Here is a 12,865-nt window from a genome sequence, read left to right on the forward strand (position 1 = left end):
TCAGACCCGCTCGACAATGGTGGCAATGCCCATACCGCCGCCCACGCACAGCGTGACCAGGCCGCGGCGCAGGTCCCGGCGCTCGAGTTCGTCCACGATCGTGCCGATCAGCATCGCGCCGGTGGCGCCCAGCGGGTGGCCCATGGCGATCGCGCCGCCGTTGACGTTGACCTTCTCCAGCGGCAGGTCGCTCTCCCCCATCTCGCGCACGAAGCGCAGCACCACGGCCGCGAACGCCTCGTTGATCTCCACCAGGTCGATGTCCTCGATGTCCAGCCCGGCCTTGGCCAGCGCCTTCTTCGCGGCCGGCGCGGGACCGGTGAGCATGATCGTGGAGTCCGCGCCGGAGACCGCGGTGGACAGGATCCGGGCCCGCGGGGTCAGGCCCGCGGCCCGCCCGGCCGTCTCGTTGCCGATCAGCACCAGCGCGGCGCCGTCGACGATGCCGGAGGAGTTGCCGGCGTGGTGGACGTGGTCGATCTTCTCCACCCAGTGGTACTTCTGCAGCGCCACGGCGTCGAAGCCGCCGAGGTCGCCGATCGCCTCGAACGAGGGCTTGAGGCCGGACAGCGTCTGCACGGTCGTGCCGGGGCGGATGAACTCGTCCTCGTCCAGGATCGTCAGGCCGTTGCGGTCCCGGACCGGGACGACCGACTTCTTGAAGTGGCCGGCGGCGCGCGCGGCGGCGGCGAGCTCCTGCGAGCGGACCGCGAACTCGTCGACCTCGGTGCGCGAGAAGCCCTCGATGGTGGCGATCAGGTCCGCGCCGATGCCCTGCGGGATGAAGGAGATGTCGTAGGCGGTCTGCGGGTCCTCGAACCAGGCGCCGCCGTCGGATCCCATGGCCACGCGGGACATCGACTCCACGCCGCCGGCCAGGATCAGGTCCTCGCCCAGACCCGAGGCGACCTTCTGCGCCGCGGTGTTCACCGCTTCGAGCCCCGAGGCGCAGAACCGGTTCAGCTGGACGCCGGCGGTGGTGTCCGGGAGCCCGGCGGCCAGCGCCGAGACCTTGGCTATGTCCGAGCCCTGCTCGCCGATCGGGGACACCACGCCGAGGATCACGTCCTCGATCAGCGCGGGGTCCAGGTTCGGGTGGCGGGCCTGCATCTCCTCCATGAGCCCGACCATCAGGGAGATCGGCTTGACGGTGTGCAGCGAGCCGTTCTGCTTGCCCCGGCCGCGCGGTGTCCGGATCGCGTCGTAGACGTACGCGTTCGACATCGCTGTTCCTTCCTGTCAGTTCTATCTGTCCGAGCTGTCTGCCCAGGCTGTCTGTCCGGTCGCGCCGCTACAGCGAGCGGGCGATCAGTTCCTTCATGATCTCGTTGGCGCCGCCGTAGATGCGCTGCACCCGGCCGTCGGCGAACAGCCGCGCGATCGGGTACTCGAGCATGTAGCCGTAGCCGCCGTGCAGCTGCACACAGCGGTCGATCACCTCGGTCTGGCGGTCGGTGATCCAGTACTTGGCCATCGAGGCGGTCGTCGCGTCCAGGCCGCCGGCCAGGTGCTTGACCACGCAGTCGTCGAAGAAGACCCGGGCCACGCGCGCGATCGTGGCGCACTCGGCCAGCTCGAAGCGGGTGTTCTGGAGCTTGAACAGCGGCTTGCCGAAAGCCTCGCGCTCCTTGGTGTAGGCCACGGTGTAGTCAACGGCCGCCTCCAGCATCGCCATTCCGATCGCGGCGACCAACAGCCGTTCCTGCGGCAGCTGGAGCATGAGCTGGACGAAGCCCTGGCCCTCCACGCCGCCGAGCAGGTTCTCGGCCGGGACGCGCAGACCGTCGAAGAACAGCTCGGCGGTGTCGGTGCTGTGCTGCCCGACCTTCTTCAGAACGCGGCCGCGCTGGAAGCCTGGAGTGTCGTCGCCGACCTCGGCGACCAGCAGCGAGACGCCGTGCGCGCCCTGGCTGGTGTCGGTCTTGGCGACGATGACGACCAGCCCGGCGGTGTGGCCGTTGGTGATGAAGGTCTTGGCGCCGGTGATGACGTACTCATCGCCCTCGCGCACCGCCTTGGTGGCGACGTTCTGCAGGTCCGAGCCGGTCCCGGGCTCGGTCATGGCGATCGCGCCGATCAGCTCCCCGGCGGCCATGCGCGGCAGCCAGCGCAGCTTCTGCTCCTCGGTGGCGTACGCGTTGAGGTAGTGCGCGACGATGCCGGCGTGCACGGCGATCGCCATGGCGCCCGCACCGGAGCGCATCTGCGCCTCGGTGATGGCGACCTCGTGCGCGAACGTCCCGCCCCCGCCGCCGTACTCCTCAGGAATGGACGCGCACAGCAGCCCGACCTTGCCCGCCGCCTGCCAGATCTCCGCACTCGGGAAGCCCTGCGCCGCGAACTCCTCCTCCCGCGGCAACGCCTCATTGGTGAAGAAGGCCGCAGCAAGCTCGCGCACCGCCTCCACATCCTCGCCCGCCCAGGGCGATCCGCTCATCTGCGACTCCATGTCTGCCGAGGCCCACCGCCTAACGGCGATTAACATCGCGCGCCCCGGACACCGGTGTCAAGAGCACCGCCAGCATCAGCGCCCGCAACCGCCCGGCCAACCCGGGCCGTTCGAGCAGCCGACGGGTCCGCGCCGTGTCGTTGACGACGGCGAACGCCGCGAGCACCCGAATCCGGATCTCCTCAGGCGAGGCGCCGGGATCCGCACTCGCGAGCAGCGCGGACCAGTGCGCGGCGTAGGCACGCTGAAACCGGCGCGTCTCGGCACGATCGCGGTCGGGGAGGTTGTGGCCCTCGGTGAAGTAGGCGGCGACGAGGTCGCGGGAGGACAGGACGGTGGTGACGTAGCGGGTGGCCAGGTCGGCGAGGGTGGCGGTGGCGGTGATGGCGAGAGCTGCGGCGGCGGAATCGGGCGCCGGCGCGGACACGCTCGCGATCGAAGCCGCTGGGTCAGGCGCACTCGCGGCAGCAGCCGAGGCAGGCTCAAGCAGCTGCTCGGCGGCCGAGTCCAGCGCCAGCTCGGGCACACTCGCAGCTGCCACCGAGCCGCTGGCCTTCTCTGCTCTTTCCTGCGCCACTCTTTCCTGCGCCGCAGCATCGCTCGCAACAAGATCCCGCCGCAACAACTCCCCGATCCGCTCGGTGATCGTCCGCAGCAGGTCGGTCTTCCCCGCGAAGTGGCTGTAGACACTGGGCCCGGCGATCCCCGCCGCCGCCCCGATCTCGTCCAGCGTCACCTCGTGATAGCCGCGGTCCCAGAACAGTCGCGCGGCGGCAGCCAGGATCTGTTCCTTCCGGTCTTGCGCGTCTATCTTTTGGGGCCTGTTATCTACGCTCTCAGTGCCCGCGCCGAACTCCACCGACACCACATCCATCGCGATCCCGGCGAGCAGCTCCTCGAAGGCCGCGCGCGGCAGCCGCACCCGGTGGTCCGAGACGCTGCCCATCACGCTCAGCGCCGCCCATGCCACCAGTTCCGCGTCCGCGGGTTCCAGTTCCGGGCGCAGTACGCGCAGCTCCGCGACCACCGCGTCCGAGGCCTCTCCCATGCGCTTGGCCAGCTCGGCGGCGTCCTCGGGCGCCAGGTGGCGGTACTCGCGGCGCCACATCACGCCGAATTCGGGCCGGCGGGTCACGAACGCGGCCAGGTCGCGGTACGTCCTGCGCAGTCGTTCGGCCGCGTCCGACGTCCCGGCCAGGTCGGCGGCCAGGACGCCGGCCATCTCGTCAAAGCCGGAGCGCACCACCTCGGCCAGGAGGGCCTGCTTGCCGGGGAAGTGGCGGTAGATGGCCGGGCCGGACAGTCCCGCGGCGGCGGCGATGTCGCCGACGGTCACGTTGTGGTAGCCGTCGCGGGCGAACAGGCCGGCGGCGATGGCCGTCAGCTGGTCGCGGCGCGCGCGGGTCCGCGGGGTCGGGGTCCGGGTCGTCATGGGAGTCAGCTTGATCCCGTGCCGCCGCCACTGACAAGGCCGCCGCCGCACCGGGGCTCGCCGCCGGCCTTCAGTGCCCACCCGCGTCGACGATCTCGACGTCCGCGACGTGTGCCCGGATCCGCTCCACCGGCAGCGCCACCGCCCTGGCCCAGTAGTAGACCACCAGGCTCACCACCGCGACCGCGATCAGCGACGTCCACTCCGTGAACCACGGGTCCTTCATCGGCCCGAACGCGCTGGTCCGCACGATGATCCCCATCACCAGCAGATACGGCAGCAGCCACTGCGCCGAGCGCCACTCCATCGGGGGATGCCGCGGGTTCAGGCGGAAGGCGCGGGAGAGCGCCAGCACCGCGTAGCCGATGACGATGGCGATCCCGAGCCGCCAGTCGGTCTCCCAGCCGGCCCACAGGATGATGAAGTTCGCCACGATGAACGCGAACGGCGACAGCACCTCCCCGCCGGCCAGCCGGTAGGGACGCTCCAGATCCGGCAGCTTCTCGCGGAACACGCCGAAGGCCAGCGGCGCCCCGGCGTACATCAGCACACTGGCGGAGGTGATGAAGGACACGAGCTGCTGCCAGCTGGGGAACGGCAGGAAGCAGACGCAGCCGACGACGAACGCGGTGAGCATGCCCAGCCACGGCACGCCGCGCTTGGTGACGTGCTCGTACTGCACCGGGACGTAGCCGTTCTTGCTCAGTCCGTAGGTGATGCGCGAGGTGGACGTGGTGTAGATCAGGCCGGTGCCGCCGGGCGAGATGATCGCGTCGATGTACAGGACGGTCGCCAGCCAGCCGAGCCCGACCAGGGTCGCGAGCCCGGCGAACGGGCCGCTGATGTTCTTGTAGTCCAGGTGCGCCCAGCCGGCGGCGTACGTCGCGGCCGGCAGCGCGGCGATGAAGACCACCTGCAGCATGATGTAGATCGCGGCGCCGATCAGGATCGACAGGATCGTCGCGCGCGGGATGTCGCGCTTGGGGTTGCGCGACTCGCCGGCGAGCTGGATCGCCTGCTCGAAGCCGAGCAGCGCGAAGATGATGCCGGAGGTCGACACCGCCGACATGATGCCGTGCGCGCCGAAGGGCATGAAGCCGCCGCCGGAGGCCGCGGTGAAGTTCTCGCTGTGGAAGTGGGTGAAGGCCAGCACGAAGATGGTCAGCAGCGGAACGCCGACCTTCCACCAGGTCGCGGCGTTGTTCACGGCCGCCAGCTTCTGGATCCCGAGGAAGTTCACCGCGGTGAACAGCGCCATCAGCAAGATCGCGACCAGCTCGCCGTAGCCGGTGAGCGTGCCGTCCTTGTGCTGCCAGCTGTCGGCCCAGGTGTAGTGCTGCGCGTAGCCGATCATCGCCTGCACCTCGATCGGCGGGACCGTCACCGCCTGCAGCCAGGTGAACCACCCGAACGAGGCGCCGGCCGCGCCGCCGAAGGCGTAGTGCGGATAGCGCGCCGTCCCGCCGGCGACCGGGAACATGCCGCCGAGCTCGGCGTGCACGAACGCCAGCGCGATGATCGCCACCGCCGCGATGCCCCAGCTGATCAGCGCCGCCGGACCGGCCGCGACCAGCGCCTTCTGCGCGCTGTACAGCCAGCCCGAGCCGATGATCGACCCCTCGGAGGCCCACAGCAGGCCGATCAGGCCGATGTCCCGCCGCAGGTGGGTGGAGGGCTGTCCCGCGCCTCCGGCCGCTTCGTGTACCGCCATAGTCGAAGGTTTGGTCCGAAAGAGTGCTTTTGTAACCTTCCTGACTCCGAACGGGTCACCCGCAGCGCTCTGAGAGGTGGCGAGGGGTGGTCAGACGTGGTGAGTCGTGGTGTGACGTGGCGAGGCGTGTCAGGACCGCGACATTTCCGCCACAGCCTCCCGGGCGGCGGCCGGATCGACGGCGTCGCGCGCCTTCGCCGCCAGGTCACGGCACTGCGTCAGGGTGCGCGCGCTGAGCGCGGCGTGCACGGCGGAAACCGCGGCGGCCGCCATCGACAGCGACGTCACCCCGAGCCCGACGAGCACCGGCGCCAACCGCGGATCAGCCGCCGCCTCACCGCAGACCCCGACCGGCTTGCCCGCCGCGCCCCCGGCCTCGGCCGCCAGCGCGATCAGCTCCAGCAGTGCTGGCTGCCAGGGATCGAGCAGGTCCGGCAGGCGGCCGTCCTGGCGGTCGGCGGCCATCGTGTACTGGCCGAGGTCATTGGTGCCGATGGACAGGAAGTCCAGGTGCTCCAGCAGGCGCGCCGCGCGCAGTGCCGCCGCCGGGATCTCGATCATGGCGCCGACGTGCTCCAGGCCGTGGGCGCGAGCTTGGGCGGCGAACTCCGCAGCCTCGTTGGGCGTGGCGACCATCGGCGCCATCGTCCAGACCTCGCAGGACGCTGCCGCCGCGGCCGAGGCGATGGCGGCGAGCTGATCGTCCAGGACCTCGGGGCGCAGGCGGGCGGTCCGCAGCCCTCTGACACCGAGCGCCGGGTTCTCTTCGGCGGGCAGGGCGAGGAACGGCAGGGGTTTGTCGGCGCCGGCGTCCAGAGTGCGGATGACGACGCGCGTGCCGGGGAACGCGTTGAAAAGCTCGAGGTAGGCAGCACGCTGCTCGGCGACAGACGGCGTCTCCTTACGGCCGAGGAACAGGAACTCGGTGCGCAGCAGCCCGACGCCTTGGGCGCCGGAGCGGACGTCCTTGACCGAGCCGATGTTGAGGTAGAGGGAGACGGGATGGCCGTCTTGGGTACGGCACGGACCGAGATCGGCGAGGTTCGCTTGAGCGCGGGCGCGCGGCACGGAGCCGGCCGGAGCGGGATCGACGCCGAGGGCGACGGTCCCGGCGGCGCCGTCCACCGCGACGACGCTGCCGTCGCCGACCGCAGTCACGCCGGCGACGGCCACGACCGCCGGGATCCCGAGCCCACGCGCGAGGATAGCGGTGTGGCTGGTCGGACCACCGCGCTCGGTGACGATAGCAAGGACCTGATCCGGGTTCAGATTCGCGGTATCGGCAGGCGCGAGATCGGCGGCGACCAGCACGAAGGGATGCCCGGGATCAGGGATGCCGGGAATAGGACGGCCCAGCACGATCGCGACAGCACGATCACGCAGGTCGTCGAGATCCGCGGCACGCTCGGCGAGATACCCACCGTCGGCACGCAGCAAGTCGGCTTGAGCATCGAACGCCTCGGTGAGCGCATGCGGCGCATCGGTGCCGCCGACGATGCGCCGCTCGATGTCCTCGGCGAGTAGAGGGTCCTCGGCGATCATGGCCAGCGACTCGAGGATATCGCGCGCCTCGCCGGACAGATGCTCAGCACGCGCTGCCAGATCAGCAGCAAGCTCAGCGACGCCATGCCGAGCCGAAGCCACCTCAGCAGCAGGGTCGGTCACGGCACGGGGCGCCGGAAGCGGCGCCGGAGAAGTCATGCGCACGACAGGACCGATCACCGTGCCCGCGCTCACTCCGACACCACGCAGCAGCACCGGATCACCAACCTGACCGGCACCAGCAAGCACCGCCGACTGCTCAGCACCCTGCTCCGCAGCCGCCGCGAACCCGCCGCCACCAGCCACACCACCAACCTGACCGGCACCAGCAAGCGTCGCCGACTGCTCAGCACCCTGCTCCGCAGCCGCCGCGAGCCCGCCGCCACCAGCCACACCACCAACCTGACCGGCACCAGCAAGCGTCGCCGACTGTTCAGCACCCTGACCAACAGTCGCCCCGGGCCCACCGGCCTGCTGCTCGCCACCAGCCACACCGCCAGCTTGACCGACACCAGCAAGCGCCGCCGCCTGCTCAGCACCCTGCCCCGCAGCCGCGCCAAGCCCGCCAGCTCCGGCCTCCCCACTCCCGCCACCGCCCTCAGGCATTCCCGCCCTCCTCGTCCAGGTTCCGGGCGATCAGCTCGGCCAGGGCCGTGACCGCCTCCTCGGCGCCGTCGCCTTCGGCCTGGAGGGTGACCTCGGTGCCTTGTTTCACTCGGGCGGCGAGGACGGCGAGGATGCTGCGGGTGTCGATCGGGGGGCGGTCGCCTATGCGGAGGCGCACTGTCGTGGGTTGGGTGGCGGCGGCTTGGACCAGCAGTTTTGCTGGGCGGGCGTGGAGGCCGCTGGTGGATCCGACTATGACGGTGCGCTCGATCATGGGGGTCTCCTTCGGGGGCGGGTGGGTCAGGGTTCGATGGTGACCTTGATGGCTTCGCCCTTGGCGACGATGTCGAGGGCCTCGAGGACGCGGTCGAGGGGGAGGCGGACGGAGATCAGGTCCTTGACCGGGACCTCGCCGGTGGCGATCAGGTGGAGGGCTCGGGCGTTGTGGGCGGGGCTGGAGCCGTTGGCGCCGACGATGGTCAGTTCGCGGTAGTGGACCAGGTTGGAGTCCAGGGTGATGGTCGGCTTGTCCTTGGGGAGGCCGCCGAAGAAGCTGATGCGGGCGCGGGGGGCGGCGATCTGGAGGGCCTGTTCCTGGGCGGCGCCGGCTGCGGTGGCGGTGATGACCACGTCCGCGCCGCGGCCGTCGGTGAGCTTGCGGACCTGCTCGATGATGTCGCCGTCCTCGGCGCAGACGGTGTCGTCGGGGTGGACCAGGTCGGCGGCGAGGCGGAGACGTTCGCGGTTGACCTCGATCATGATGATGCGGGACGCGCCGCGGGAGCGCGCGAGGCGGACGTGCAGGCAGCCGATCGGGCCCGCGCCGAAGACCGCCACCACGTCGCCCGCGCCGACGCCTGCCAGTTCCTGGCCGTTGAGCACGCAGGCGAGCGGCTCGGTGACCGAGGCCTCGTCGGCGCCGACGCCGTCGGGGATGCGGTTCATGCCGTCGACCGCGAGCACGCTGTGCGGGACCACCATGAACTCGGCGAAGCCGCCTTCGTACTGGTAGCCCATCGATTCCTGGTTCAGGCACACGGTCTGGTGCCCGCGGGCGCACTCCTCGCACGTGCCGTCCGGGATCGCGGCGATCACCTGCACGCGGTCCCCCGGCGCCCAGCCGGTGACGCCGGCGCCGACCTCGACGATCTCGCCGGCGATCTCGTGCCCCATGACCCGGGGCGGGCTGATGCGGAAGTGCCCGGAGCGGAAGATCTTCAGATCGGTCCCGCACATCGAGCAGGCCAGCACCCGCAGCTTCACCTCGCCGGCGGCGGCGGTGGGTTCGGGCACCTCCTCGATCCGGACGTCCCCGGGTCCGTGGAACACAGCGGCCTTCATACGTTCTCTGCCTTTCCTGCCGGCTGGAGCAGCCGGATCACTTCGTTCGCGGTTTTCGCCTGGTGCAGTTGTTCAGCCCGCTCCGGATCCATCAGGACCTCGGCGAGTTCGGCCAGGATGTCCAGGTGCCGGTCGCCGAGGGCGGCGATCGCCACACACAGCGACACCTGCTGGTCCTCGCCCCAGTCGACGGGTTCGGCCAGGACCAGGACGGCCAGCGCGTCGCGCCGGACGTACTTCTTGCCGGCGGCGGTCGAGTGCGGGATCGCGACCCCGGCGCCGATGTACGTGGAGATCTCGTCCTCGCGGTCCCGCATCGAGGGGACGTACTCCTCGGCCACGGCGCCGACCTCGACGAGGAGTTCCCCGCACTGCCGGACGGCGTCGTACCGGTCGGTGGCGTGGACGCCGAACCGGACGGCCCGCTCGGCCAGCAGGCCGTCACGGGAATCAGACATCGATGCTGCCGCCTTCCTTCACGGCCTTGACCACCTTGTTCACGGCCGGATCGCCGAGGAAGATCTGGAAGGTCACCACCGGCTTGCCCGGCGCGCCGGCGCGGGCGCGTTCGGCCAGGCTCTGCTGCGTCAAGATGAGGTCGGCGTCAGCAGGGATCGCCGAGACCTGCGCGTGCTCGACGATCACGCCGGTGTTCTTCAGCTGCCGCTTCAAGGTCCCGGCGAGCATCACCGAGGACCCCATGCCGGCGTCGCAGGCCACGATGATCTTCTTGATGTCCGAGACGGGGATGCTGGTCATGCCGGCGCTCCTTCGGGTGAGGACTGCACGGGAACGGTCGCGGTGTCGGTCGTGATGGCAGGTGCGGTGTCAGGTACGGCATCAGGTGCGGCGTCCACGGAATCGGTCGCGCCGTCCTCGCCGTCGATCTCCTCCGCCTTCTCCCCGCGCCCGAACCCGAGCAGCAGCGACGCGGTCGCGAACGACACCGCCGCGGCGACCACGACCCCGGCCAGCACCCCGAAGTAGCTCCCCCGAGGCGTCTCGGTGAGGTAGGCGAAGATCGAGCCCGGCGAGGGCGAGGCGACCAGTCCGGCGCCGGTGATAGAGAACACTGAGATACCCGCGAACCCGCCGGCGATCGCGGCCAGGATCAGCCGCGGCTTCATCAGGATGTAGGGGAAGTAGATCTCGTGGATGCCGCCGAGGAACTCGATGACGATGGCGCCCGGGACCGTCGGCCGCAGCGCGCGCGGGCCGAACAGCAGGTAAGCGCACAGGATTCCCAGACCCGGACCGGGGTTGGACTCCAGCATGAACAGGATCGACTTGTGGTGCGCGGCGGACTGCGCGACCGCCAGCGGGTCCAGGACGCCGTGGTTGATGGCGTTGTTCAGGAACAGCACCTTCGCCGGCTCGATCAGGATGCTGACGAAGGGCAGCAGGTGGTGGTTCAGCACCCAGTTCACGCCGGTGCCGGCCCAGTCGGTGACGTGGTTCACCGCCGGCCCGATCGCCCACTTGCCCAGCACTGCGAACCCGCCGCCGATGATGCCCAGGGAGAAGTTGTCGACCAGCATCTCGAACCCGGCGCGCAGCCGGTCGGCGGTGAGCTTGTCGAACTGCTTGAGCACCCACGCCGAGGCGGGACCGGCGATCATCGCGCCCAGGAACATCGGGACCGAGGAGCCGACGACCACGCCGGTGGTCGCGATGGCGCCGATGACCGCGCCGCGCTGGCCGTGCACGAGCCGGCCGCCGGTGTAGCCGATGAGGATCGGCAGCAGGTAGGTGATCATCGGCGAGACCAGCTCGCCCAGCGAGCTGTTGGGGATCCAGCCGGTCGGGATGAACAGCGCCGTGATCAGACCCCAGGCGATGAAGGCGCCGATGTTCGGCATCACCATCGAGGCCAGGAACGAGCCGAACTTCTGGACTGTGGCCTTCAATCCGGTGCCGGTGGGAGCCGGCGTATAAGCCATCGAAGACATCGCGTCCTCCTAGGGACGTCAAGGGAATCGTGTGGGTTGGTTCCTCACTTGTCGTGCAGGTGCTGCTGTGGCGGCGGCGAAGGCGGCGTCAGCCGTTGTCGGCCAAGGGGACCGCGCCCGCCGGTTTACCTCCCGGGTCGCGGACGACCCGGATGCCCTCCCGGCTGACGTCCCGCGGGCCGGGCATCTGGCTGCCGGGCAGCCCGACAGCGGCCCGGGCCCAAGCCATGCCTTCGATCAAGGCGTCCGCGCCGCGCGCCCCGGCGGCCAGGAAACCGGCCAGCAGCGCGTCCCCGGCACCGACGGTGCTGACCGGATCGATCGCCTCGGCCGTGCCGAAGACCGCGCCGGTCTCGTCCACCAGGACCGCGCCGTCCGAACCCAGGCTCGCCACGACCGCCTTCACGCCGCGCGAACGCAGCTTCTCGGCGGCGGCGACGACGTCGTCCAGGCTGACCAGCGGCGTCCCGACAGCGGCAGCCAATTCCTGCCGGTTGGGCTTGACCAGATCCGGTCCGGCGTCGACGGCGGCCAGCAGCGCCGCACCGCTGGTGTCGACCGCGACCTTGACGCCGTGCTCGGCGAACAGCGAGGTCAAGCTCGCATAAACGTCGTCCGGGACGCCCGGGGGCAGGCTGCCGGACAGAACGGCCCAGGAGGCGCCGCCGTTCTCTGTACTCTGCGATACACACCGATCCACGACGGTCTCGGCGAGCAGCGCCACCTCCGTTTCGGTCAGCGCCCCGCCGGGGGCGTTGACCTTCGTGGCCCGGCCGTCGGCTTCGACCAGCGTGATGTTCGACCGGGTCCAGCCGGCCACCGGGACCTCGGTCACCGGGACGCCGGCTTTCTGCAGCAGCCGCACCAGTTCCTCGCCGTCGGGACCGGCGCACGGGATCACCGCGTGCGAGTCCACGGCGAAGGCGCGCAGCACCCGGGTCACGTTCACGCCCTTGCCGCCGGGGTCGATCCGCGCGGAGGTGGCGCGCAGCACCTCGCCCAGGCGCAGCGTCTGAAGCTCCAGCGTGCGGTCCAGGCTGGGGTTCAGGGTCAGGGTCACGATCATGCCCGGACCACCCGCACCCCGGCGGCGCCGAAATCGGCGGCGGTCTCCTCGTCCAGACCGGAGTCGGTGAGGAACAGGTCGACGTCGTCCAGGCCGCCGAAGCGCGCCATGCAGTCGTTGCCGACCTTGGTGTGGTCGGCCAGCAGCACGGTGCGCCGGGCGGCGCCGATCATCGCCCGCTTCACCGCCGCCTCCGCCAGATCCGGGGTGGTCAGTCCGCGCGCCACCGAGACTCCGTTCGTCGCCAGGAAGGCCACGTCCACACACAGCTGCGACAGGGGAGCCAGCGCCCACTCGTCCACCGCGGCCAGGGTGCGGCCGCGGATCCGGCCGCCGAGCATCAGGACCGTGAGATTCGGCCGGGCGACCAGCTGCGCGGCCAGCGCCGGGGCGTTCACCACGACGGTCAGCTCGCGGTCGGCCGGCAGTGCCGAGGCCAGCCGGCCGGTGGTCGTGCCGGCGTCGATGATGATCGCGCCCTCCTGCGGGACCTCGGCCAGCGCCGCCTTGACGATGCGCTCCTTCTCGGCGGTCATGCTCTGGTCCCGCACGGCCAGCGCGGGTTCGAAGCCCAGGCGCTCGACCGGGATCGCCCCGCCGTGCACCCGGCGCACCAGGCCGGCCCGTTCCAGGGCCGTCAGGTCCCGGCGGATCGTCTCGGTGGTGACCGTCAGGTCCTCGGCGAGGACCACGACGTCCACGCGGCCGTCGAGGCGCGCCTTGTGCAAGATCGCCTGCTGTCGTTCCTCTGCGTACATGGGCCGTCCCG

12 protein-coding genes are annotated in these 12,865 nt (G+C 70.6%); all 12 read right to left on the reverse strand.

Annotated elements, in window-relative coordinates:
- A complete protein-coding gene (locus CACI_RS26025; RefSeq protein WP_015793850.1) occupies positions 1-1,224 on the reverse strand; it encodes an acetyl-CoA C-acetyltransferase in 1,224 nt (407 codons plus the stop codon).
- Between the two features lie 67 nt (positions 1,225-1,291).
- Positions 1,292-2,437, reverse strand: coding sequence for an acyl-CoA dehydrogenase family protein (locus tag CACI_RS26030; protein ID WP_015793851.1), 1,146 nt, complete (start codon positions 2,435-2,437; stop codon positions 1,292-1,294).
- A gap of 31 nt (positions 2,438-2,468) precedes the next feature.
- The gene (locus tag CACI_RS46050) at positions 2,469-3,881 is read right to left on the reverse strand and encodes a TetR/AcrR family transcriptional regulator (protein ID WP_015793852.1); all 1,413 of its coding nucleotides are present in this window, start codon (positions 3,879-3,881) and stop codon (positions 2,469-2,471) included.
- 70 nt (positions 3,882-3,951) lie between these two features.
- Complete coding sequence (locus CACI_RS26040; RefSeq protein ID WP_015793853.1) at positions 3,952-5,592, reverse strand: APC family permease; 1,641 nt, start codon at positions 5,590-5,592, stop codon at positions 3,952-3,954.
- A 129-nt stretch (positions 5,593-5,721) separates the two neighbouring features.
- Positions 5,722-7,350 carry a phosphoenolpyruvate--protein phosphotransferase gene (ptsP, locus tag CACI_RS26045; protein ID WP_015793854.1) on the reverse strand — a complete coding sequence of 543 codons (1,629 nt, stop codon included), beginning with the start codon at positions 7,348-7,350 and terminating at the stop codon, positions 5,722-5,724.
- A 382-nt stretch (positions 7,351-7,732) separates the two neighbouring features.
- A complete protein-coding gene (locus tag CACI_RS26055) occupies positions 7,733-8,014 on the reverse strand; it encodes an HPr family phosphocarrier protein (RefSeq protein WP_015793855.1) in 282 nt (93 codons plus the stop codon).
- Positions 8,015-8,040: 26 nt separating this feature from the next.
- On the reverse strand, positions 8,041-9,081 hold the full coding sequence (locus CACI_RS26060; protein WP_015793856.1) for a zinc-dependent dehydrogenase: 1,041 nt from the start codon (positions 9,079-9,081) through the stop codon (positions 8,041-8,043).
- Positions 9,078-9,539 carry a PTS sugar transporter subunit IIA gene (locus CACI_RS26065; RefSeq protein ID WP_015793857.1) on the reverse strand — a complete coding sequence of 154 codons (462 nt, stop codon included), beginning with the start codon at positions 9,537-9,539 and terminating at the stop codon, positions 9,078-9,080. The genes CACI_RS26060 and CACI_RS26065 overlap by 4 nt, the downstream gene beginning before the upstream one ends.
- Positions 9,532-9,840: a PTS sugar transporter subunit IIB gene (locus tag CACI_RS52795; RefSeq protein WP_015793858.1), complete on the reverse strand. Its 309-nt coding sequence runs from the start codon at positions 9,838-9,840 to the stop codon at positions 9,532-9,534. The genes CACI_RS26065 and CACI_RS52795 overlap by 8 nt, the downstream gene beginning before the upstream one ends.
- The gene (gene mtlA / locus CACI_RS26075; RefSeq protein ID WP_015793859.1) at positions 9,837-11,030 is read right to left on the reverse strand and encodes a PTS mannitol transporter subunit IICB; all 1,194 of its coding nucleotides are present in this window, start codon (positions 11,028-11,030) and stop codon (positions 9,837-9,839) included. The genes CACI_RS52795 and mtlA overlap by 4 nt, the downstream gene beginning before the upstream one ends.
- Before the next feature lie 88 nt (positions 11,031-11,118).
- Positions 11,119-12,096, reverse strand: a complete 978-nt coding sequence (gene pfkB, locus CACI_RS26080; RefSeq protein ID WP_015793860.1) for a 1-phosphofructokinase — start codon at positions 12,094-12,096, stop codon at positions 11,119-11,121.
- On the reverse strand, positions 12,093-12,854 hold the full coding sequence (locus CACI_RS26085; protein WP_015793861.1) for a DeoR/GlpR family DNA-binding transcription regulator: 762 nt from the start codon (positions 12,852-12,854) through the stop codon (positions 12,093-12,095). Before CACI_RS26085 ends, pfkB begins: the two co-directional genes overlap by 4 nt.
- Positions 12,855-12,865: the final 11 nt, after the last annotated feature.

The organism is Catenulispora acidiphila DSM 44928, from assembly GCF_000024025.1.
GTDB classification, from domain to species: domain Bacteria; phylum Actinomycetota; class Actinomycetes; order Streptomycetales; family Catenulisporaceae; genus Catenulispora; species Catenulispora acidiphila.

Bases quoted from the DNA above. Each gene is read 5' to 3' on its own strand.
- CACI_RS26085 (WP_015793861.1), bottom strand. From the start codon at position 12,854: ATGTACGCAGAGGAACGACAGCAGGCGATCTTGCACAAGGCGCGCCTC.
- CACI_RS26060 (WP_015793856.1), bottom strand. From the start codon at position 9,081: ATGAAGGCCGCTGTGTTCCACGGACCCGGGGACGTCCGGATCGAGGAG.
- CACI_RS52795 (WP_015793858.1), bottom strand. From the start codon at position 9,840: ATGACCAGCATCCCCGTCTCGGACATCAAGAAGATCATCGTGGCCTGC.
- CACI_RS26025 (WP_015793850.1), bottom strand. From the start codon at position 1,224: ATGTCGAACGCGTACGTCTACGACGCGATCCGGACACCGCGCGGCCGG.
- pfkB (WP_015793860.1), bottom strand. From the start codon at position 12,096: ATGATCGTGACCCTGACCCTGAACCCCAGCCTGGACCGCACGCTGGAG.
- CACI_RS26040 (WP_015793853.1), bottom strand. From the start codon at position 5,592: ATGGCGGTACACGAAGCGGCCGGAGGCGCGGGACAGCCCTCCACCCAC.
- CACI_RS26055 (WP_015793855.1), bottom strand. From the start codon at position 8,014: ATGATCGAGCGCACCGTCATAGTCGGATCCACCAGCGGCCTCCACGCC.
- CACI_RS46050 (WP_015793852.1), bottom strand. From the start codon at position 3,881: ATGACGACCCGGACCCCGACCCCGCGGACCCGCGCGCGCCGCGACCAG.
- CACI_RS26065 (WP_015793857.1), bottom strand. From the start codon at position 9,539: ATGTCTGATTCCCGTGACGGCCTGCTGGCCGAGCGGGCCGTCCGGTTC.
- CACI_RS26030 (WP_015793851.1), bottom strand. From the start codon at position 2,437: ATGAGCGGATCGCCCTGGGCGGGCGAGGATGTGGAGGCGGTGCGCGAG.
- mtlA (WP_015793859.1), bottom strand. From the start codon at position 11,030: ATGTCTTCGATGGCTTATACGCCGGCTCCCACCGGCACCGGATTGAAG.